We start from the raw sequence: 26,690 nt of genomic DNA, 5'->3' as shown, positions 1-26,690 counted from the left end.
TTGTCTGTGCGCCCTCTGAACCGGCTTGTCTGAACAAATCAGAGGAAGTTGACGGTTATCGTGTTACCACTGCCATCAGTATAAACATCCTGGTTGACGTTGTGCTGGACACTCGTTTCATCGTCAACGGTGATGTTATCCGTTCCATCGTCAACATCAATGGTCAGGCTGTTACCCCCCGTAATGGCGCTGACATCATTCATGGAGATAGAGATGGTATCGGCATTTCCTCCGGTGAAATCAATTTTTTCCATATTATCGATCAGACTGGTGTAGGAACTGAGGTTGAAGGTCGCGCCCTCGTCCAGATTGAGCGTGTCATTGTCCGCCCCGCCATCCATACTCGTGGAGCCGTTCTGCAAGGCCGCCAGGTTGGTATTGAGGACATCGTCGCCGGCACCGCCGATCAGCTGGTCGGCCGCATAGCCGGTCAGGGTGTCGTCGCCGGCCTGTCCATCCAGCACGTTGGCAATGGTGCTGTGGGCTGTCAGGGTATCGCCAGTCACCGCATTATTGGAGCCCAGGACTTTTTCAATACTACTGAGAGTATCCGTGCTACCACCACCATCCGTCGCCGAGTTGGTTTGCAGGTTAACGGTGACACCGTTGGTGTCGTTGCTGTAATCGGCGGTGTCATCATCCGCACCGCCATTCAGCGTATCAGCACCCGCACCACCTTCCAGCGTATCCTCACCGGAGCCACCGTTTAGCGTATCAGCACCATTATTGCCTCGGAGGATATCTGCCCCCTGGCCACTGGTAAGCACGTTATTGGCATTATCACCGATCAACGTGTCATCACCGTGATCTGTCGTGACATTTTCGAAGCCCTTGACCTTGTCGGTACCGGTATTGGCGCCGCCGCCATAACTCTTGTTAACCGTGATGTAGCCTTGTGCATCTGGCGTTGCAGAGAGATCGACAGTGATATCATCCGGGGTATCGCTGGGGCCAGTCACAGTACCCACCATATCCAGAGTATCACCAGCTGCCGTGTTAGCCCCGCCATCTAGTGTATCGTTGCCGAAGCCGCCATGGATGGAGTCATCACCGGCATCGCCGTTGATCGTGTCGTTGCCCTGATTGCCGTTAATGGTGTCGTTGCCGGTTCCACCATTGACGGTATCCGCCCCTGCGCCAGCCTGGATGTTGTCATTACCGCCGCCGCCATCAATGGTGTTGGCTTCACCATCACCGCGCAAAATATCACCCGCCGCATCATCAGAGCCGATGATATTTTCGATATCACTCAGGATGTCAGTTCCTCCACCACCATCCAGGGCAATGTTGGAAAACAGATCAACGGTCACCGCCCCACTATCCTGACTGTAATCCACAGTGTCACCAGAGGAACCTTCAGCACCGCCGTTCAGAGTATCCCAGCCACCGCCGCCACGGAGCGTATCATCACCGGCTCCTCCCTGCAGTGTATTAGCGGAGCCATTACCGATTAACGTATCTTGACCAGACGTCCCTGTGGCATTCTCTATTCCTCTCAGGGTATCTGTACCCGTGGTCTTGGTGGCTGAGCCATCACCGGCATCCACCAGTGTCACTGTTACGCCACCGGAAATCGTTGAGTAATTAACGGTATCTGTGTCAGCACCGCCATCCAGCGTGTCATTTCCGGCGCTGCCGAAGAAGGTATCGTTATTACCATTACCTTCAAAGCTGTTATTGCTGCCATCGCCAGTCATGGTATCGATACCACTGGTACCGACAATATTTTCAACATTGCGTACTGTATCGGTGTTTCCACCCTTGGCTACAGAGCCATCGGATGCACCTTCCAGAGTCACCGTCAGGCCACTGGCATTGGTGCTGTAATCGAGCGTGTCACTGCCAAAGCCGCCATCAATGGTATCGGTACCGCCACTGGAGTGAATGGTGTCATTCTGCGCCCCCGCATTGATCACATTATCTTCATCATCACCCGTAATGGTATCAACGCCGTCTGTCGCCGTAATGTTCTCGATATTACGCAACGTATCGGTGTAAGTGCCATCATTCACCGTGCCCACCCCACTGCCATTGAGCACCACAGTGATTCCCGCGTTGGCATGCCCGCTGTAGTCGGCAGTATCCATATCATCACCACCATCCAGCGTGTCTGTACCCAGGCCGGCTTTCAATGTGTCATTGCCAGCAAGACCTGTCAGCGTGTTATTGGCGCTATCACCGCTAATGGAATCGGCATTGCTGGTGCCAATCACATTTTCGATATTTTTCAGGGTATCCGTATCACTGCCATGGACGGCCGAGCCGTTAGACGCACCATTCAGAATGACGGTGATACCGGTGCCTGAACTATTGAAATGCGACGAGTTATAGTCAGCGGTATCGGTATCACCACCACCGTCCAGGGTATCGCTGCCATCTGTCGCATGAAGGGTGTCGTTACCGGTACCCGCTTCGATCGTATTGTTGACCGTGCTTCCCGTCAGCGTGTCGCCCTGATTACTACCCACAATGTTCTCAATATTATTGAGGGTGTCACTGCCCTGATCCGTACTGCTGCCCGTATTCCCCGCTAGGTTAACGGTAACCACACCGGTGGCATCACTGTAGTCGACGGTGTCGCCCTGGCTGCTGTGATCGCCGCCATCCAGCACATCGTCTCCCCCGCCGCCTTTCAGGGTGTCATCACCATTACTGCCGTCGATATTATTCGCGCCACTGTCGCCAATCAGCGTATCGTTTGAGAAGCTCCCGATAATATTCTCAATTTCATAAATACTGTCAGTGCCTTCACCCGTGGCAGTATTGGTGGCCAGGTTGACGGTGACGGCACCCGCATCAGCATAGGTGATCGTGTCGTCACCATCACCGCCGTAGATAGTGTCATCACCGCCATTACCTTCCAGAGTATCAGCACCGCCGTCACCGTAGAGCGTATCGGCACCATTACCGCCTGCAAGCCGGTCTGCTGCACCACCGCCACGAAGGGTATTATTTGCGGCATTCCCGGTGATATTGTCAGCTTGCGCACCACCAGTGACATGCTCTATCCGCGTAATGGTACTGTCGGATGAGCCATAGCCGTCTTGTACGGCTTCGCCATCCCCCAGATCCAGGTTGATAGTATGGGTAGCCGTGCTCAGATCGAGCAGGTCATTATCACCACTGCCGCCGTCAATGCTGTCATTGCCTTGGCCACCATTGAGCGTGTCATCATTATCGCCGCCATTCAGGGTATCGTTGCCGGCCCCGCCGTTGATCACATCGTCGCCAGCATTACCGGTCAGGGTGTTGGCATCGCCATTTCCTGTCAGCGTATCATCGCCACTACCGCCTACTGCGCTTTCGATACCGGAGAGGTTGTCTGTCACAGCGCTGACCGTTGCGGTCTGTGAGGCTGAGGCAAGATCAACGGTGACCGTAGCCGTCTCGCTGGAGTAATCAACCGTGTCGTTATCCCCGGCTTCCTCACCTCCGTCGAGGGTGTCAGCACCTGCACCACCGGTCAGATAATCATTGCCATCCCCCCCTTCCAGATGATCAGCACCACCGCCACCGGAAAGGATGTCGTCACCCCCATTACCCACAAAGTGGTTGGCATTGCCATCACCGGTAAGATCATCGATTTGGGCGCTGCCGCGAATATTTTCGATATTACTGAGGGTGTCACTGGAGCCTTCGCCATCCTGAGCATTGGTGCCAACGGTATCACTGAGATCTGCCACCACATTACCGGCGACACTGCTGTAATCCGCCCAGTCTTCCGTGCCGGCACCACCGTTCAGAATATCGTCCCCGGCACCGCCGATAAGAGTGTCATCACCGGCATCGCCATTGAGAGTATCGTCTTCGGTACCACCGGTCAGGGTATCGTTATCATCACCACCATTCAGCGTATCCGCCCCTGCTCCGCCATCCAGGTCGTCATCACCGGCATCGCCATTGAGCTCATCCCCGCCAGCGTCACCTCTCAGGGTATCTGCGCCTCCACCACCATGGAGGAAGTCGCCATCATCGCCACCTTCCAAGGTATCCGCATCATCACCCCCTTCAAGGGTATCGATGCCTGCACCACCAAATAACTGGTCCTGACCGGCATCACCACGCAGGGTGTCGTTATCGTCTTCACCACGCAGGATATCGTTTTCGGTACCGCCTTCGATGATGTCGTCACCGGCACCGCCGTGCAGGGTGTCCTGGCCGGCATCACCATAGAGCTTGTCATTGTTTTCATTCCCGAGCAGGGTGTCATTCCCGCTATTGCCATGGAATTCATCCACACCCGTGCTGCCGGTGAGCACATTCACGCCGGTGGTACCGGTTACAACACCGCCATTGCCTCCCAGCGTGACATTCTCAATAAAGATGATGCTGCTATCGCTGGTGCCATAGCCGTCGTTGGTCGCCGTGTTGCTACTGAGGTCGATGTCCACCGCTTGAGTGGCACCGGTCAACAGCAGGGTATCGGTTCCGCCACCACCATTAATGGAATCGTTACCGGCACCACCGTCAATCGTATCGTTATCATCCTCTCCCCAGAGCGTATCGTCATCGTCGCCACCCAGGAGGGTATCTTCGCCCGCGCCACCTTTCAGGAAGTCCTCTCCCTGACCACCGGTCAGTGAGTCATTCGCATCGTTGCCTTCAATAGTGTCGTCGTCAGCACCACCATCAATGGTATCAACACCACCGCCGCCCAAGAGAGTGTCATTACCAGCATTACCGTTCAGGGTGTCTGCACCGTCGCCGCCTTCAAACCGGTTATTGTCAGCATTCCCGGTGATACTGTCGTTGCCACTGGTACCGATAATGTTCTCTATTTCATTCAGTGTGTCCTGACCACCTTCACCATCATTGCTGACCTGGTTACTACCCAGCGTCATATCAACGGTGATGGCGCCCTTGCCACTGTAATCTACCGTATCGCCATTGGTTGATTCAGTACCGCCATCCAGCGTATCGTTACCCGTTCCGCCGTAAAGTGTGTCATCACCGGCATCACCATTCAGCGTGTCATTGCCAGCATCACCGTAAAGCGTGTCGTCGTCATTACCGCCATTGATGGTATCGCCGTCGGCATCACCGTGGATGGTGTCAGCACCGGCATCACCATTGAGAATATCGGCACCGGCACCACCATTGACCGTATCCGCACCTCCTCCGGCATTGATGGTATCCACACCGCCATTACCATTGATGGTGTTGACCTCATCATTTCCCGTCAGCGTATCGCTACCTGATGAACCATTGATGTTTTCAATGCCTTGCAGCGTATCGGTATCGGAGCCATCGGAAGCTGTACCGTCACCACCGGCACCCAGGGTGACAGTGACATTACTGCCATGTGAACTGTAATCCACGGTGTCACCAACACTGCCATGTGCACCACCTATGAGGGTATCGGAACCAGCCTTGCCATAGAGTGTGTCATCGCCACCCTGGCCATCCAGAATGTTGACTTCTGCGGTACCAATCAGTGTGTCGTTACCGGAACCACCGATGGCAGACTCAAAGTTAGCGATAATGTCAGTACCACGACCCACATCCACAACGCTGGACGCACCCAGATCGATAGTCAGACCAGCCGTTGTATCGGAGTAATCGAGGGTATCGTTGTCATTGGCACTTTCACCGCCATCCATGGTGTCACTGCCGGCACCGCCCTGGAGTGTATCGTTACCTTCATCACCATTGAGGATATCATCACCGCCGCGGCCTTCGAGGGTGTCATTACCAATGCCGCCGTCATAACGGTTATCATTGTTGTCACCGATAATGTGGTCATCCCCTTCGCCCAGCACCAGGTCTTCTATGCTGATCAGGGTATCAATGTTGCCGCCGCCCAGATCCACCTGGAAACTACTGCCACCGCCGGAACGATCGATGGTCAGTGAACCAGTGAATGCGCTGTAATCAACCCGATCGTTGCCAAGCCCACCATTCAGCGTATCCGCCCCGAGGCCGCCCTCAAGGATGTCGTTACCTTCACCACCAAGCAACTCATCATCGCCACCATTGCCTGTCAGCGTGTCAGCACCGTTCCCACCTTCCAGCTTGTTGGCATTGTCATCCCCCGTGATCGTGTCACCATTACTGGTACCAATGACGTTCTCAATACCAACCAGGATGTCGTTTGAACCATCACCATCATTGGAAGCGACACCAGACGACAGATCCACATTAACAAAGTTACCGGCACTACCGTAGTCGGCAGTATCAACAGTCCCTGCATCATCACCGCCAGTAAGCGTATCAACACCACCCGCGCCATAAAGCGTATCGTTACCGTCCCCACCCGTCAGATGGTTGCCGACTGCATCACCACGAATCGAGTCATCATTCGACGTACCGATAACACGCTCAATACCGATCACATCATCGCGATTGCCAAAGCCATCATTACTGGCTTCCTCACTGGCAAGGTCAATGGTCAAGGATCCGGTGGCACCACTGTAGTCGGCCACATCCGCATTACTGGTATCGGTGCTTGCATCACCACCACGAAGGACATCCGCGCCATCACCGCCTTTAAGCGTATCTGCGCCATCACCACCATGGAGTACGTTAGCCTGATCATTGCCCGTCAACGTATCATCGCCACTGCTGCCGGTAAGATTTTCAATCCCTGCAAGGGTATCCGTATCGCTGGTGCCAGCATCTGTCACTGAGCCAGCTCCACCACTGGTCAATGTTGCGGTTACGGCACTGCCGTGTCCGGTATAATCTGCCGTATCACCGGTGCCGCCGCCGCCATCCAGCGTATCGCTGCCTGCACCACCCTGCAGGGTGTCATCATCCGCATCACCAAAGAGCTGATCGGCTCCGCCACCGCCACTCAGTACGTCGTTACCCGCATTACCATGAAGAATGTTGCCGACACTATCACCCGTCAGTGAATCATTATTCGAACCACCGGAGAGATTCTCGACACTGTTCAGGGTATCTCTGCCACCCTGGCCATCATTATTCACCGACTGGTTGGACAGGTTGATGGTAACGGCCTGCGACTCTGCACTGTAATCTGCCGTATCACTACCACCATCCCCGAACAGGTTATCGTTGCCTGCACCACCGATCAGGGTATCGTCGTTATTCCCCCCACGGAGTGTATCAATGTCGTTACCACCATTGAGGGTGTCGTCACCATCCCCACCTTCCAGCGTATCCGTTCCGGCCAGACCGCTCAGAGTATCGCCACCCAGACCACCCTGAATCACATTGGAAACACTGCTACCAGTCAGGGTATCTGCAGAATTACCACCGATAATGTTTTCAATGGATTGCAGTGTATCCTGCCCACCCAGCGTATCATTCACCAGGGCGGCGCTGGACAGATCAACCGTCAGGCCAGAAACCGCACTGCTGTAATCCACCGTATCAATATCGCCATTACCATTCAGGGTATCGTCACCAGCACCACCGGCAAGCGTATCATTACCATCACCACCATCCAGAATATTGTCCTGGGTATCGCCAGTCAGTGTGTCGTTACCGGTGCCTGCCGTGACATTCTCTATGTCGATGTGGGTATCCTGGCCACCATGACCATCATCATTGTTCGTGTTATCTGCCAGGTTGATATTGATGTCGTTGGTCTGGTAACCGTAATCGGCCGTATCACCACCCGCACCTTCAGTTCCACCATCCAAAGTATCGTCACCGGCTTCACCGACCAGCCGGTCATCACCGCCACCACCGGCCAACACGTTATCCTCACTGTTGCCGGTGATATCATCGTTTTCATTCGTGCCGGTGACATTTTCTATGTCAATCAGGGTGTCGGTATCAGAATTACCGCTGAAGGTAACAGAACCCGTATCCCCACCGGTTCCATTATCTAAATCAACCGTTAATTCATTACCAACCACAGTGCTGTAATTAACAGTATCGACTTCCGTGCCGCCATCAATGGTGTCACTGCCTGAACCTTCATGGAACGTATCCGCGCCTTCATTACCAAACAGCTGGTCGTTGCCGGCACCGCCAGTAATGCTGTCACTGCCTTGTCCGCCTTCAATACGGTTGGCGCCACCACTACCGATCAGCGTATCGTCATGGTCACCGGAAATAATATCTTCAACTTCATTCAGGGTGTCGGTCAGAACCCCGCCCTCTTTGGACCGGTTGGTTGTGAGATTGACTTCGATATCACCCGTTGCATCGGTGTAATCCGCAGTATCCGTACCTGAACCACCATCCAGCAGATCAGTACCCTCTCCCCCTCTCAGCGTGTCATTCTGGTCACCACCGTACAGGTTGTCGTTACCATTGGCGCCAATGAGGGTATCGGCACCACCGTTGCCGTAGAAATCATTGTCTTCAGCATCACCGGTGATCTGGTCATCTCCGGCACCGCCGCGAATAATTTCAATACCGGTCAGCGTATCCACACCACTTTGACCATCATTATTCAACGCCTGGTTACCTAGATTGATAACAATGCCCTGTGTACTGGTATTTGAGGAGTAATCTGCTGTGTCACGGTCCGTGTTATCCCCACCATTGAGGATATCGCTGCCCGCTCCGCCGGTGAGGGTATCGTCACCCAGTCCACCGGTTAGTTCATTAACGACCGCGTTACCTGTCAGGGTATCGTTACCGTTGGTACCAATGATATTTTCAATATTACGCAGGACATCGGTATCGGCACCGGATACCGCGGTACCATCACCGCCCAGTATCAGCGTCGCCTGAACGGACTGACCCGCACCAAGGTTGCTGTAATCCACAGTATCTGTATCGTCACCACCATCAATGGTGTCACTGCCGGCGCCTTCGATAAACGTATCGTCACCGTCACCACCGTTAAGCGTGTCGTCCCCATCGCCACCAGTGAGGCTATCGGTACCTGCATTACCCGTGAGCGTATTGGCGACTGTTGTACCCACCAGTGTGTCGTTGCCACTGCCGGTAATCGCAGCTTCAAAGTTGCTGATGGTATCCACATCACCAGCGCCAGCGTTGACCTGGGTAAGATTGAGATTGACGGTCAGGTCATTACTGTAATCACTGTAATCCAGCGTATCGAAATCAGCGCCACCATTCAGGGTATCGTTTCCAGCACCACCGCTGATGGTGTCATCATTGGCATCGCCGTTAATCGTATCAGCGCCATCACCACCAAAGAGCGTATCGTTCTGATTACCGCCGTGAAGGGTATCTGCTGCGTCTTCGCCTCGGATAGTATCCGCACCATCCAGTCCTTCGATGACATTGGCAGCACTACTTCCAGTAAGGATGTCATCATGATTACTGCCCTTAAGATCCTCAATGCCGGTCAATGTATCATTGCCATTAGCACCGGAGGCTGTGCCGTTCGTCAAATTGACCGTGACGCTATCTGTAGCATCATCATAATCAGCACGATCCGTGGTGCCGACATCATCACCACCGATGAGTACATCGTCACCCAACCCTCCCTTAAGGACATCATTGCCTTCACGCCCTTCCAGCCGGTTACCCAGGTTATTGCCGGTCAGAGAATCTCCCTGGGTACCACCAATCAAGTTCTCAATGTTTTCGAAGGTATCCTGGCCGCTGTCACCATCACTGGTCGCCTGATTGGTTAACAGGTTGGCATTAACAATACCGGTTACACCACTGTAATCGACCGTATCGGTGCCCGCATCGCCTTTCAGGGTGTCATTGCCGCTACCGCCGCGCAGAGTGTCATCATTGTCACCGCCTTCAAGGGTGTCGGCGCCATCCTCACCGGTCAGGTCATCATTACCGGCACCGCCTAGCAGGGTGTCCCCACCCGTGCCCCCGGTAAGGGTGTCATCACCGGTACCACCATCCAGGGTATCAACCCCGCCACCACCGGACAGCGTATCTGCTCCAGCCAAACCGGTCAGCACATTGTTGGCTGTATCACCGGTCAGGGAATCCGCATTCTGGCTCCCCGTCACATTCTCAATGCTATCCAGTGTGTCACTGGTGAAATAACCGTCATCAGACGTCTGATTCGCCCCTGCGGTTAAATCAACGGTAACGCCATTCAACGCATCGGTGTAATCGGCTGTGTCCGTGCCATTCCCTCCCCGGAGAATGTCAATACCGGCACCGCCAGTCAGGGTATCGTCGTTATCTCCCCCTTCCAGGGTATCTCCACCCGCCATCCCGTTCAGGGTGTCGTTACCACCACCGCCCTGCAGCAGGTTAACCTCAGTGTCGCCAGTCAGCGTGTCGCCACTGCCTCCGCCAACCAGGTTTTCAATATCAATGAGTTCGTCCGTGCCACCGTCACCATCAACGGTCGCTTCAGAATCCGTCAGATTGGCAACAACAATACCGGCCGCATTACTGTAGTCCGCCGTATCCACATCGGAACCACCGCCGCCCACCAGACGGTCATTACCACCGCCACCGGCCAGCGTGTCATCACCATCGTTACCGGTCAGGACGTTGTTACCACCATCACCGGTCAGCGTGTCACCCGCACTGCCACCGGTAATGTTTTCCACATTGACCAGGGTATCCTGACCGCTGTTGCCATCATTATTGAGTGACTGGTTTTGCAGATTGATAGTGACGGCGGTGGTTCTGGCACTGTAATCCGCAGTATCTCCGGCCGATTCACCGCCAGTGCCGCCATCAAGGGTATCCGCACCATCACCACCCACGAGGACATCATCTCCGCTTTCGCCATACAGCAGGTCAACACCGCCATTACCGGTCAGCGTATCGCCGGAATCACCACCATAGAGATCATTGGCATTATCATCACCCGTCAGAGTATCGGCGTGGTCGCTGCCACGGAGGTTTTCAATGCTGATCAGCGTATCCGTCGCATCACCGCTTACTGTGGCCTGAGGGGTACCAAGAGAAAGGTTCGCAGTAACGGAATTTGCCGCGCTGCTGTAGTCAGCGGTATCACCATCGGTTTCACCGGTGGTGCCACCATTGAGCGTATCGCTACCAAGGCCGCCAATCAGGGTGTCATCACCACTACCGCCCTGCAGGTTGTCAGCACCGGCATTACCATTGATGGTGTCATTGCCGTTCTGGCCTTCGATGACATTGGCGTTCAGGTCACCGGTCAACGTATCACTTAGCCCGCTGCCCTTGATGTTTTCGATATCTGTCAGGGTATCGGTATCGGACGTGCCATCGGTGGCAGTACCCGCACTGAGGTCAACGTTGACGATACGGCCATGGCTGGTGTAATCCACCGTATCCCCGTTCGTTTCACTGCCCTCACCGCCATTGAGCACATCACTACCGCTGCCGCCAATCAGCGTATCATCGCCATCTTCACCGTACAGCTCATCGTCTTCGGCATTACCATACAGGGTATCGTTGTCCGAATTACCACGCAGGACATTGACGTCATCATCACCGGTGATGACATCAGCGTGTGTACTGCCCGTGATATTTTCAATACTGGTCAGGGTATCGGTGTCACTGCCCACCGTGACGGTATCGGTTGGTCCGGAAATATCGGCATTCACACTGCCAGATGCCAAGCTGTAATCAGCCGTATCATTACCGCCACCACCGTTCAGATTGTCGCTGCCGATACCACCATCCAGGGTATCGCCACCACTGCCGCCTTCCAGGGTATCATCGCCAGCATCACCAAAGAGTGTGTCTGCATTATTACCACCTTCCAGGGTGTCACCGGCGCCGCCGCCCCGTAATGTGTCGTCGCCATCTCCGCCCTGCAGCAGGTTAATCTCGTCATCACCGGTGATGGTATCGGCGCCGGCACTGCCGATGATATTCTCGATGCTTTCTAATGTATCTGTGGAACCTGAGCCGTCCGTCGCATTGGGTGTTGCAGCCGCCAGGTCAACGATGATGCTGTTGGCATCATTACTGTAATCCGCCGTATCGGTTCCATCACCGCCCTTGATCTGGTCAGCACCGGAACCGCCCTCAAGGCTGTCAGCGTCATCCCCACCTTCAAGGATGTCATCACCGCTGCCACCGGTCAGCGTATCATCGCCAGCATCACCTCGAAGCGTATCTGCAGCCTGACCACCGTCGAGGATATCATCACCCAGTCCACCTTCCAGCGTATCATCACCACCGCCGCCGCTGAGGGTGTCATCTTCGTCATTACCGAGTAATGTGTTGGCGGCACCATCGCCGGTCAGGGTATCGGCGAAAGCACTTCCTGTAAGATTTTCAATATCGATCAGCGTATCGGTGGCATCACCATCAACAATCGCAGTGTCACTGGAGCCAGAAAGATCGGCCGTGACAAAACCTGAAGCATTGGTGTAATCCGCCGTATCACCGCCACTGCCTTCAGTGCCGCCATCCAGCGTGTCAGCTCCGGCGCCTCCCGCCAGGGTATCATCCTCAAGACCGCCTGACAGGCTGTTATCGCCGCTATCACCGGTCAGGGTATCCTTGAAGTTACTGCCGATGACGTTTTCAATATTATTGATCTGGTCAATAGAGCCGCTGCCATCGGTGGCATGATTGGATGCAGCAGACAGGTCAAGGATGACGCCGACCGTATCACTGTTACCATCCAGATCGGATGAATAATCTACCGTATCAACGCCTGTGCCTGTACCACCATCAATGCTGTCAGCGCCTGCGCCACCTACAAGGGTGTCAGAACCCTCACCGCCTTCAAGCGTATCAGCGCCCGATCCGCCATTCAGGGTATCGTTGCCATTCATGCCCTGCAGAGTATTGGCGTTAGCATCCCCCGTCAGCACATCATGGGAGCTACTGCCAATAATGTTTTCAATCTCAATCAAGTCATCCTGACCGGAATCCCCATCATCCGTTGCCTTGTTGATGGAAAGATTCGCATTCACCGCATTAGCGGCCAGAGAGTAGTCTGCAGTATCACCAACCGCGGTATTCGCGCCACCTTCAAGGCGATCATTTCCAGCACGCCCCTTCAGATTATCATCACCCGCGCCGCCATAGAGATCGTTGGCATTGCCGTCACCGGTGAGCGAGTCATCATTGCCGCTACCCCGGAGGTTGTCGATATCAAAGAAAGTATCCTGACCACTGTCGCCGTCATCCGTTGCCATGCCATCCGTAAGACTGGCGGTCACGGCCCCTGCAGCATTGGTATAATCGACGGTGTTTTCATCACTGCCATCACTACCGCCACGGAATGTGTCATCCCCCTGTCCACCGGAGAAGGTATCACTGCCCAGTCCGCCAGACAGTTCATTGTCTTCAGTGTTCCCGGTCAGGGTATCGTCACCATTGCTGCCGATAACATTTTCAATGCCAGAAAGCGTATCGGAGAACCCGAAACCATCGGCGGAGGCCGTACCGGTCTGCAGGTTGACGTTCACAAAGAGGTTACTGGAGCTGTAATCCGCGGTATCAATATCATCACCGCCAATCAGTTCATCAGCCCCCTGACCGCCAACCAGGGTGTCATCACCGGCACCGCCATCGAGCCGGTTTTCATTGGCATCCCCGGTCAGCTGATCCGCACCCGAACCACCATTAACGTTTTCGATACCAATTAATGTGTCAGAACCACCAGTGCCGTCTGTTGCCTGAGGTGCGGAAGCCGAAAGGTTAACGGTGACATTACCGGTTTCATCACTGTAATCCGCGGTATCTTCCAGACCAGCACCGCCATCCAGCGTGTCATCACCCGCACCACCTTTCAGGATGTCATCACCAACCTGACCTTCCAGCGTGTCATCTTCATCCCCACCATTGAGGGTATCTGCGCCATCGCCGCCCTGAAGCAGGTTGGCTTGATCATTACCGGTTATCGTATCCGCACCCTGACTACCGATAATATTTTCTATGCTGTACAGGGAATCGGTCGTTCCGGAACCATCAATAGCGGTGGCAGGTGTCGCACCGGCCTCTACAGAAAGGTCAACGGTGACACCCGCCAGACCGTCCTGGCTGTAGTCAGCCGTATCAATGCCTGAATCACCCCTCAGGATGTCGGCGCCATCCCCACCTCTCAACGTATCGTTCTCACCACCACCATCCAGGGTGTCGGCACCATCTTCACCGGAGAGGAAATCATCGCCCAATCCGCCCTGCAGATTGTTGACACTGTTATTACCGGTCAGGGAATCATCGTGATCACTGCCTATGACATTTTCTATATTAAGCAGTGTGTCCTGATCGCCATTCCCATCCGTCGAAATGCCATCAAGATCAATCGTAACTGCGCCGGTATCCAGGCTGTAATCAGCGGTATCGCCGTTGGTCTCGCCTGTGGTACCGCCATCCAGGGTATCTGCTCCATCACCGCCCCGGAGGATGTCATCACCACCACCGCCACTCAGGTTATTGGCTGAATCACTGCCGGTCAGCGTATCATTCAGCGCACCACCGATAGCGTTTTCAATACTGCTCAGGGTTTCTGTGACACTGCCTTCCGTTGCCTGGTTGGTGGAAAGGTTTACTGTTACGACTTCTGTCGCTTGATAGCTGTAATCAACCGTGTCGTTGCCCCCACCGCCGGTCAATGTATCCTGTCCAGCTCCGCCTGACAGCGTGTCATCATTACTACCACCGATGAGAGTGTCATCACCATCACGCCCATTAAGGGTATCGTTGCCGCTCCCGCCTTTAATGGTTTGATCATTACTGTCACCACTGATGGTGTCACTGCCAGAGCCGCCAATGAATTCTTCTATACCGGTTAAAGTATCTATGCCGCCCTGACCGTCGTTGTTGATTCCCTGATTTTCCAGATCGATGGTGACATTAGAGGTTTGGGCAGAATAATCCACCACATCCGTGCTGGCATCATCACCACCGATAATCACATCATTACCGGCACCACCGGTGAACGTATCACCGCCATTACCACCGTTGAGTGTATTGTCATCGGCGTCGCCAATCAGTGTGTCACCACGTGTGGAGCCGATGACGTTTTCGATATCTACCAGCGTATCAACATCGGTTGTGGCATCGGTCGCACTACCGCTATCCAGATTGACCGTTATGGCGCGCAGGTGTGCACTGTAATCAGCGGTATCGCCGTTCGTTTCAAGGTTCTCTCCACCGCGCAGGGTATCACTGCCTTCACCGCCACTGAGCGTGTCATCACCATCACCGCCTTCGAGTACATCATCTCCGTCGTTACCGGATAATGTGTCCTCACCGCTGCCACCCTGCAGGGTGTTGGCAATGCTGCTCCCGGTCAGCGAATCATCACCGGTACCACCGATCAGGTTTTCAATGTTTTCCAGCGTATCTGTTGCATCACCGGTAACGACAGCCTGTGGGCTGGCTGCAGACAGGTCAGCATCCACATCGCCAATCGCATCACTGTAATCGGCGGTGTCGTTATTCAAACCACCGCGCAGGGTATCGGCACCTAATCCGCCCTTAAGAATGTCATCACCATCCCCACCATCCAGCGTGTCATCACCGGCACCGCCATCAAGGCTGTCAGCGCCAGCCAGACCTTCCAGCGTATCGGCCCCACCATTACCAATCAGGGTATCGGTCAGCGTTCCACCACGCAGGAGATTATTCTGGTTATCACCCGTCAGGCTGTTACCCAGATTACCGCCCCAGATATTTTCGATACCGACCAGTGAATCCGGTGCATCTCCCGTCACAATGGCAGTCGGGGAGGCAACCGACAGATCAATGGTGACGGACCCACCGGCAGAGGTGTAGTCAGCGGTATCTCCGCCGGTATCATTATCGCCCCCTTCCAGTGTGTCACCACCAAGACCACCGGCCAGAATGTCATCGCCATCCCCACCTTTCAGGACGTTGGCATTACCATCACCCGTCAGGGTATCGCCTGCACTACCACCTGTGACATTTTCAATACTGTCAAGAACATCTGTCACCTGGCCATCTTCCGTCACCTTGTTATTCGTGAGAGAAAGATTGACCGTCACAACCTCGGTGTTGTTGCTGTAATCCGCGGTATCATTGCCTGCACCGCCATTGAGGGTATCGCTGCCGGCACCGCCATCCAGAATATCGTTTTCGGCACCACCATTGAGGGTGTCATCTCCCCCATTGCCGCGCAGGGTATCTACACCGCCATTGCCGGAAAGGACATTAACCTCACCATCGCCTGTTAACAGGTCATCACTGCCGGTGCCATTCACATTTTCGATATCAATCAGCGTATCAGTCGCAAGACCGCCTTCCTTCACCTGATTGCTTCCGGCAGAAAGATCTACTTCCACACCACTGGTATTGAGGCTGTAATCTGCCGTATCACCACCCGCGCCATGGGCACCGCCATTGAGAGTATCTGCACCGGTGGAAGAACCCACACCGCCGGACAGCACATCATCACCGGCATTACCGGTCAGAATATTATTCCCGTTGTCACCTGTCAGGGTGTCATCCCCGGCGCCGGCCGTGACGTTCTCAATATCCTGAAGCGTATCCGTAGCACCAAACTGGTCAGTAGCGGTACTGCTGCTCAGATTGATGGTCAGGTCCTGGCCAACCGTAGCGGCACTGTAATCAGCCGTATCACCATTGGTTTCAGCACCTTCCCCACCATTCAGCGTGTCATTACCATCACCGCCGATCAGGGTGTCATCACCCTCCATGCCTCTCAGGGTATTGGCGCTGGCATCACCCGTCAGGCTATCAGCGTCATTGGTGCCGGTAAGGTTTTCAATGTTAAGCAGGGTATCACTGCCACCCAGGCTGTCGGTGGCAGTGCCATCGGCAAGGCTTGCAGTTACCCCGGTACTACCGGTATCGCTGAAGTCAACCGTATCACCCAGGGTTTCATCGGTTTCCCCACCATCCAGGATGTCATCACCACCACCGCCAGTGAGCGTATCGTCTCCATCACCACCAGTGAGTTGGTTACCTACAGTGCTACTGTCTGATCCGATCAGGGTGTCATCGCCTGCACCGCCGATAACATTCTCGATAGCGACATAAGTATCAACACCACCCAATCCATCACTGCCCGACCCTGTGTTCAGGTTCGCACTGATATCAACAAGACTGTCCGCATAACTGGCAGTATCGACATCATCACCGCCATTGAATGTATCGTTACCGCTGCCACCAATCAGCGTGTCATTACCAGCGCCCCCCTGCAGGGTATCATTGCCGCCTTCACCTCGAAGGGTATCCGCATCACCGCCGCCACTCAGGGTATTGGCGTTGGTATCACCCGTAATATCATCGTCCCAGTTGGTACCAATGACATTTTCTATTCCTGTCAACGTATCAGCGTCTGACGTGCTGTCAGTCGCTGAACCACTACCGCTACCTGTATCCAGATCAACCGTAATTTTTCTCAGGTGGGTGCTGTAATCCGCCGTATCCCCGTTAGTTTCACCACTATTGCCACCCGTTAGTGTGTCGCTGCCCTCACCACCGCGCAGGATGTCATCACCATCCCCACCTTCCAGGGTATCTGCATCACCCAGGCCGGACAGGGTATCGTCACCATCGCCACCCTGTAGCGTATTGACCGCACTACTACCGGTCAGGGTGTCGCCGGCACTGCCGCCGATGAGATTCTCAATGCTGTCCAGGGTATCGGTAGCATCACTTGCAACTATGGCTTGAGGCGAAGCTGCTGACAGATCCGCCGTCACCACCGTGGTAGCGTCACTGTAATCCGCCGTATCCTCATCCGCGCCGCCACGCAGGATATCTGCACCGGTGCCACCTTTCAGCGTGTCATTGCCATCCCCCCCGTCCAGGGTGTCCGCACCCTCACCACCGTCCAGAGTATCCGCGCCACCGCTTCCTTCCAGGGTGTCAGCCCCCGCATTGCCGCTCAGGGTATCGTCCTGACTGCCTCCCCGCAGGGTGTTGGCCACACTGCTGCCGGTCAGCGTGTTAGCATGACCGCTGGCACCATCAATATTCTCGATGTTGGACAATGTGTCTGAAGATTCACCAACAATGAGTGCCTGCGGCGAAGCAACGGACAGATCAACAGTGACGGCACCTGTCGCATCTGTGTAATCAACAGTATCACCAACAGCGGTATTGCTGCCGCCATCAAGGTCATCAGCCCCCAGGCCACCTTTCAGGATGTCATCACCGGCACCACCATCAAGGACATTAACCGCATCATCGCCAGTCAGGGTGTCGTTGCCGCTGCCGCCGGTGACGTTCTCAATGCTGGTCAGGGTATCGGTCAGGGAACCGCCTTCCGAGGCACGGACCGTGGCAGCCGACAGGTCGACCACCACATCATCGGTGTTATCGCTGTAGTCGGCGGTATCGGTGCCACCACCACCATTGAGGGTGTCAATGCCGGCACCACCGTTGAGGATATCGTTGTCACTCCCACCATTAAGAGTGTCGGCACCGGCATTACCACTTAGAACGTCATCTCCACCGCCACCAGACAACACATTGGCATCGGTATTACCCGTCAGCGTATCGTCGGCAACAGAGCCAATGACATTTTCAATATTGATCAGGGTATCCGTCAAAACACCTGCTTCACGCACTTGGTCACTTGTAGCAGAAAGATCAACCGACACCCATGCACTGTTCTGGCTGTAGTCCACTGTATCGCCATTGGCACCGTGGGCGCCGCCGTCCAGGGTGTCGTTGCCAGTAGAAACACCCGTGCCGCCCATCAGGGTGTCATCGCCACCGCCGCCGGTCAGCACGTTGGCACTGCTGTCACCGGTCAGGATGTCATCACCACCACCGCCGGTGACATTCTCAATGTTCTGCAGGGTATCCGTCGCACCGAACTGGTCCGTCGCCGTGCTGCTGGTCAGGTTGATGTTGAGGTTCTGGCCGGCCGTCGCCGCACTGTAGTCCGCCGTGTCACCGGCGGTCTCGCCGCCTTCGCCACCGTTCAGGGTATCGTCGCCGTCGCCGCCCACCAGGGTGTCATCGCCGCCCATCCCCAGCAGCTGGTTGTCATTGCCATCACCGGTCAGGCTGTCTGCCCCGCTGGTGCCGGTCAGGTTCTCGATATTCTGCAGGGTGTCGCTGCCACCCTCACTGTCGGTGGCCGAGTTCGTCGACAGGTTCGCCGTGACGCCGTTGGTGCCGTCCTTGAAGTCCACCGTGTCGCCGTTCACCCCGTGGGTGCCGCCGTCCAGGGTGTCGTCACCCGCGCCACCGGTCAGGGTGTCATCCCCGGCGCCACCGGTCAGGGCATTGCCCACCGTGGTGCTGTCCGTGCCGGTCAGGGTGTCGTCACCACTGCCGCCGATCACATTCTCCACAGCGGTGTAGGTATCCGCGCCACCGGTGCCGTCATTACCCGTGCCGGTATCCAGGTTGGCGGTCACATCCTGGCTGACACCGTCGTAGCTGACCGTGTCCACATCCGCGCCACCGTTGAAGCTGTCGGTGCCCGCACCGCCGAACAGAATGTCATCACCGGCATCCCCGTTCAGGGTGTCATTGCCGCCTTCACCCCGCAGGATATCCGCATCATCACCCCCACTGAGGGTATTGGCGTTATCATCCCCGGTAATATCATCGTTCTGGTTCGAGCCGATCACATTCTCAATATCGGTCAGGGTATCGACAGCACTGGTCGTATCCGTCGCCGTACCACTGCCACTGCCGGTATCCAGGTCCACCGTGATGGAGCGCAGGTGGGTGCTGTAATCCGCCGTGTCCCCGTTCACTTCGCCAGTCGTGCCGCCGCTCAGGGTGTCACTGCCCTCACCGCCGCGCAGGATGTCATCACCCGCACCGCCTTCCAGGGTGTCGTCATCCCCCAGGCCCGACAGGGTATCGTCACCGGCACCACCGGTCAGGGTGTTCGCCACGCTGCTGCCGGTCAGGGTATCGCCGGCACTGCCGCCCACCAGGTTCTCAATGCTGTCCAGGGTATCCGTGGCATCTCCGGTCACCGTCGCCTGGGGTGAACCCACCGACAGGTCCGCCGTCACCACCGTGGTGGCGTCGCTGTAATCCGCCGTATCCTCATCCGCACCACCGCGCAGAATATCTGCACCGGCGCCGCCCTTCAGGATGTCATTGCCGTCACCCCCGTCCAGGGTGTCTGCATCCGCACCACCGTCCAGGGTATCCGCGCCGCCATTGCCTTCCAGGGTATCCGCACCGCCGTTGCCGGTCAGCGTGTCTGCCTGGCTGCCGCCGCGCAGGGTATTGGCCACGCTGCTGCCGGTCAGGGTGTTGGCATGGCCGCTGGCGCCATCAATGTTTTCTATACCGGACAGGCTGTCCGAGGCTTCGCCGGAGATCACCGCCTGGGGGGAAGCCACAGACAGGTCCACGGTCACCGCACCGGTGGCACCGGTATAGTCCGCCGTATCACCCGCCCCACTGTCGGCACCACCGATCAGCGTATCCGCCCCCAGGCCACCGGCCAGGGTGTCATCACCGGCGCCGCCGTCAAGCACGTTGCCCACGGTCAGGCTATCGGTGCCGGTCAGGGTATCGTTGCCGCTGCCGCCGGTGACGTTCTCGATGCTGGTCAGGGTATCGGTCAGGGAACCGCCTTCCGAGGCACGGACCGTGGCAGCCGACAGGTCGACCACCACATCATCGGTGTTATCGCTGTAGTCGGCGGTATCGGTGCCGGCACCGCCGTTGAGGGTATCCGCCCCGGCGCCGCCATTAAGAATATCGTTGTCGTTGCCACCGTTCAGGGTGTCAGCGCCATCATTCCCCTTCAGGGTGTCATCCCGGTCGCCGCCGGTCAGGGTGTTGGCCTGGTCGTCACCGGTCAGCACATCATCGCTGCCGGTACCGATCACGTTCTCGATGTTGAGCAGGGTGTCGGTGAAGACGCTGCCTTCCTTCACCTGGTTGCTGGTCACCGACAGGTCCACTTCCACCCCGGTGCTGTTCTGGCTGTAATCCACCGTGTCGCCGTTGGCACCGTGGGCGCCACCGTCCAGGGTGTCGTTGCCGGTCGTCGCGCCGGTGCCACCCATCAGGGTGTCATCGCCACCGCCGCCGGTCAGCACGTTGGCACTGCTGTCACCGGTCAGGATGTCATCACCACCACCGCCGGTGACATTCTCAATGTTCTGCAGGGTATCCGTCGCACCGAACTGGTCCGTCGCCGTGCTGCTGGTCAGGTTGATGTTGAGATCCTGACCCACCGCCGCATCGCTGTAATCCGCCGTGTCGCCGTTGGTTTCGCCGCCTTCACCACCGTTCAGGGTATCGTTGCCGTCTCCCCCCTTCAGGATGTCATCCCCGGTTCCGCCCAGCAGCTGGTTGGCATTGGCATCACCGGTCAGCGTGTCTGCACCGCTGGTACCCGTCAGATTCTCGATATTGAGCAGGGTGTCACTGCCACCTTCACTGTCCGTGGCCGAGTTCGTCGACAGGTTCGCCGTGACACCGCTGGTGCCATCCTTGAAGGCCACCGTATCGCCGTTCACCCCGTGGGCGCCGCCGTCCAGGGTGTCGTCACCGGCACCGCCGGTCAGGGTGTCATCCCCGGCGCCGCCGGTCAGGGCATTACCCACCGTGGTGCTGTCCGTGCCGGTCAGGGTGTCGTCGCCGCTGCCGCCTGTTACGTTTTCTATGCTGGTGAATGAATCATTGCCACCGGAGCCATCATTACCGGTGCCTGTTTGCAGATCGATCGTGATGTTCTGAGTAACACCGTCATAAGTGACCGTATCCAACTCAGAACCACCATCGAAGCTGTCACTTCCGGTTCCCCCGGAAAGGGTATCATTGCCGCCTTCACCGTAGAGCGTATCTGAACCGGCAGCACCGTTTAGAATATCGTCACCACCACCACCGGTCAGGACGTTATCGACATTGTTGCCTGTCAGCGTATCGCCGTAGCCTGACGTACCGATGATATTTTCAATATTGCGAAGGGTATCGGTTTCTGTAGTCCCGGCATCAGTCGCTGTACCATCGCCACTATCAGCCAGTGTGGCAATAACGGCTCGACCATACCCATCGAAGGTTACGGTATCGGTATTCCCACCACCATCAAGTACATCATCACCAGCGCCACCGAATAGCAGGTCATCACCATTGCCACCGTTTAGGTTGTTGGCCTCCGAAGAGCCACGGATATCATCATTACCACCGCTACCGGTCACATTCTCGATGAATAGCAGCGTGTCTTCGCCACCATCGCCATCATCACTCGCCCGGCCTGCAGCAAGATCGATGGTAATAGCGTTACCCGCGCCACTGTAATCCGCCAGATCACCGGTGCCTGCGCCACCATCAAGAATGTCATCCCCGGCACCACCTGCCAGCGTATCGTTATCGCCCTCACCTTTGAGCGTATTGTCATTGGCATCACCGGTAATATCATCCTGACCGCCACTACCCGTGACGTTCTCAATGCCATAGAGGAAGTCGCTGCCACCATCGCCATCATCACTGGCCAAACGCGCGGAAAGATCAACAGTGACATCGCTGGCTGCCAGTGAATAGCTGACCGTATCACTGCCCTGGCTGATCGGATTGGTGCCCCCGGCTTCCGTTTCGCCATAGAAGATGTCATCACCCGCACCGCCCCGCATCAGATCATCGCCGGCATTGCCGCTCAGGATATTGTTATCCGCATTACCCACCAGCGTATCGTTGTTACTGCCACCCGTCGCATTCTCAATATCGATCAGGGTATCGCTACCGGCATCAATGCCGTTTGCGTTAGTCAGTGAACCATCCAGCGCAACCGTAACGACACCGGTGCTGTTGGAATAATCAACCGTGTCACCCTTGGTCTCGCCGCCTTCGCCGCCATTGAGGGTATTACTGCCACCCCGCCCACGCAGGACATCATCACCGGCTCCGCCCAACAGCTGGTTGTCGTCGCTATCGCCCAGCAAGCTGTCGTCACCACTGCCGCCGGTGATATTTTCAATACTGATGAGTGTGTCATTACCACTGAGTATGCTGCTGGCAAAGCCGGCATCCAGATCAGCATTCAGGTCAGTCGAATCGGCACTGTAATCTGCGGTATCGCCAGCGGTTTCCCCGACAGTTCCACCATTGAGAGTGTCATTGCCACTGCCACCGGTCAGCTGGTCATCACCGGATCCACCTTCCAGCGTGTCCTCACCACTGGCGCCATCGAGGACATCATCACCTGCATTACCCGTGAGAGTATTGTCATCGGTGTTACCGGTCAGCTGGTCATCACCGGATCCACCCATGACATTTTCAATACCGGAAATCGTATCCTGACTGCCAGTACCATCATTCGCAACAACCCCGCTGGTCAGATCAACCTGAAGTGTGATGCTCGCGCTGCTGTAATCGGCCGTGTCACCATTGGTTTCATTGCCTTCACCACCGATCAACTGATCCTGACCTGCGCCACCGATCAGCGTATCGTCACCATCACCACCATCCAGAACATCAACGCCACCACCGCCGGAAAGCTGATCAGCACCAGCATTGCCACGCAGAACATTGCCTTCTGTTCCCGTCAACGTTGCGGTGATCACATCATCCCCAGCACCGCCGATGACGTTTTCAATGCTGGTCAGAGTATCGGTGTTGTTGAATCCATCATTGCTGGCAACATCACTGTCCAGATCAACCGCGATATCACCGGTGACCTGGGAATAATCGGCGGTATCGCTTTCTGCGCCGCTTCCGCCATCGAAAGTATCACTGCCGTCGCCTCCCACGAAGGTATCGCTGCCGGCACCGCCCTGCAGGGTGTTGTCTGAGGCATTACCAATGATCGTGTCATCGCCACTGGAACCAATGACATTTTCAAGATTCACTACCGTATCGGTACCCAGGTCACCATCCTGGGCCGTGTTCGCGCCAATGCCAAAGGCTGCCGTGTAGTCGGTTCCAGAAAGGTTGACCGTTACCGCCGCTGATGCACCACTGTAATCAACTGTATCGCCCGACACATCATGATTACCACCATCCAGCGTGTCATCACCTGCACGACCTACCAGCAGATCGTCGCCGTCGCCACCACTGATGGTGTTATCATCGGCAGTACCCTGCAGCGTATCGTCGCCGGAGCCGCCGGAAACATTTTCTATGGAAATGAGGGTGTCTTGACCCGATGCAGTAACGACAGGGCTGCCCGTATTATCCAGATCAACCGTGATGTCTGCGGTTTCACTGGCATAACTGACGGTATCGCTCCCATCGCCGCCATCCAGCGTGTTTGTACCACCGCCGCCGCCAAGCGTGTCGTCTCCATCCAACCCGAAAATCTGGTTATCTGAGGCATCACCGAGCAACGTATCGCCCTGAGCGGTCAGATTAGTACCCTGCAGGTTTTCTATGGAATCGATGGTGTCCGTACCACCCTGACCATCATTGGAAATGCGACCGTCACTCAGGTCGACATTGACTGCGTTACTGAGGGTCGCGAAACTGACGGTATCAATGCCGTCACCACCGCGAAGCACATCATTACCGGCTCCGCCCTCCAGGGTATCGTTATCATCTCCCCCTTCGAGGATATCGTTACCGGCACCACCGATCAGCGAATCATCGCCGTCTCCGCCCTGTAGCGTATCGTGCCCGTCACCACCATTCAGCGTATCGGTACCACGTCCACTGCTCAGTACGTTATCCAGATCATTGCCGGTGAGCGTGTCATTACCATGATCCGTTGTGACATTTTCAAAACCGGTCACCGTATCGGTACCGGTATTAACGCCGCCACCATAACTCTTGTTGACGATGACAGGTCCCGTGCCATCCGGTGACCCGCTTAAATCAACCGTAATATCATCCGGTGTATCAAAAGCGCCGGTAACAGTCCCCACCATATCCAGGGTGTCGATACCATCACCGCCAGTCAGGGTATCGTTACCAAACCCACCATGGATGGTGTCGTCATTGTCTCCCCCATCAATGACATCATCTCCCTGATTGCCATTGATGGTGTCATTGCCGGAACCACCATTGATCGTATCCGTGCCATCGCCGCCAAATATTGTGTCATTGCCGTCTACACCATTGAGGACGTTTGCCCCCAGGTCACCGATAATCTGGTCATCACCCGTACTGCCGGTCACATTTTCAATATTGGTCAGTGTATCGGTATCACCCGCTGTATCCGTCGCTGTATTCGTAGACAGGTTAACCAGAACAGGGCCGGTTTCCTCACTGTAATCCACGGTATCGGTGTCGTTGCCACCGTTCAGATTATCCGCACCGGCGCCGCCCTTCAGGATGTCATCCCCGTCACCACCGTTCAGGGTATCGTCGTCATCTCCGCCATCCAGGGCATCATTGCCGAAACCGCCATCCAGCGTATCCATTCCGGCACCGCCAATCAGCGTGTCATCACCACTCAGGCCATTCAGCGTGTCATCGCCCGCCAGACCGGTGAGCACATTGGCGCCATCGTTATTCACATCAACGTATTCGCTACCGGTGATGGTATCGTCGTGGGTCGTTCCAGTGACATTCTCAAAGTTGCTGATGGTATCTGAGGTGCCGTAACCGTCGTCCATGACAGTACCCGACCCCAGACTAACGGTGACGCCGCTCTCCGGCCCTACCGTATTACCGAGATATTCATAACTGTACTGGACGGTATCCGAACCGTCGCCGCCATCCAGCGTATCATTACCCACACCACCGGAGATGATGTCATCGCCTCCAGCTGCATTGATTATGTCATCCCCCACGCCGGCATGGATGATGTCATTCTGGTCACCACTGGTGATCTGATCACCGGTCGCGCTGGTATCCAGCACCAGCGGCGTCAGACCGGTGGATGTCAGAACCAGGTCATCCGGATCTGTCGCATCCCGCAGGACAACAGGCATGCCATAGTCATTTTCTGAGCCATCCTTGAAGACGACCTTGAAAGAGAGGTCGGTGACCTGACTGTCAGACTGGGTGGGAAACTTCAGGGTAAAGGCTGACAGGCTGGGCAGCAGCCAGCTGCCATCGCCTTGGTCTGAACCTCCGGATACTGCCCAACCATCTGGCATGTTTTCGACATAAATAGCAGCAATATCGGTAATATTGGCATCATTTTGCAGATTTAAGACTTTACTATTCTGCGTATCACTGAACAGTGACGGGTCATCACCGTAAATTTCGAGTCCATTGTCTTTGTTCAATGAGATATCGGGCAGGCCGCCATCCAAACCATCCAGATCACCACCAAAATACTCCGTGCCCAGATGTTGTTCAGGATCACTCTGACTGATGGAAGGGTTGTTACCCCCACCGCCAATGATCAATTGTCCGGCAGCGCGTGATCCAACGTTGGTGACCGATACCGAGAATGAGATATCAATATTGGTTTCAGCAATTGACGGTCCGACATCCTCTTCTGTGGCTGAGGATGTCGCAGTGCTTGTTGCTTCAAGGCTTTCGGTGAAATCTCCTTCTCGGGGTTCAACTTCTTCTACCGGCTTCTGCTTGAACTCTTCATCATTCTTTTTAATATCCTTAGCGGCTTTCGACTGTTTCTTGGAGTCAGCGGCTTCACTATAAGATGCATCGGCTTCCGTTTGACCGGAAGAGCCTGGCGCTTCCTCCAATTCATCCGAATCGCCTTCCAGCCCTTTCAAGGTGGAAATCGGCACATCTTCCGATTCAACAAAATTCGCTTTGGCAATAAACTCATCACCGGTAATGATCGTACCGTCGGCGAACTTAAACTCCAGCGGTTTTTCTGTTGCGGTCATTACCCCGGCCAACAATAGGGTGACTTCAATACCGCCGGGATAAACAAGAACAAAGTCAGGCCCCCTGACTTCCATTTTGATGTCATCGGGGTTCACATCCAGTAAATACTGGGTATCAGCCGCAGCAGGCTTGACTAACGAAGTGGATAGCGCCTCATAGCGAACTTCTTCAACTTTTGTGGCGCTTCCTTGATTACTATCAGAAGCACCGGTGGTTTCCGACTGCTGATCACCACTGACGCCGTTTTCATCGGCCAT

Annotated in this window: 1 protein-coding gene; it reads right to left on the bottom strand. The window is 55.6% G+C overall.

All coding sequences use genetic code 11. The annotated features are described in order from the left end of the window. Positions 1-38: 38 nt before the first annotated feature. A complete protein-coding gene (locus KHS78_RS02725; protein ID WP_211824916.1) occupies positions 39-26,690 on the bottom strand; it encodes a hypothetical protein in 26,652 nt (8,883 codons plus the stop codon).

The sequence above is a fragment of the Kistimonas asteriae genome (genome assembly GCF_018263925.1).
Classification (GTDB): Bacteria; Pseudomonadota; Gammaproteobacteria; order Pseudomonadales; family Endozoicomonadaceae; genus Kistimonas; species Kistimonas asteriae.
The sequence above is the reverse complement of the archived record's forward strand: the minus strand, read 5'-3'. Positions and strand labels throughout refer to the sequence as shown.

Bases quoted from the DNA above. Each gene is read 5' to 3' on its own strand.
- KHS78_RS02725 (WP_211824916.1), bottom strand. From the start codon at position 26,690: ATGGCCGATGAAAACGGCGTCAGTGGTGATCAGCAGTCGGAAACCACC.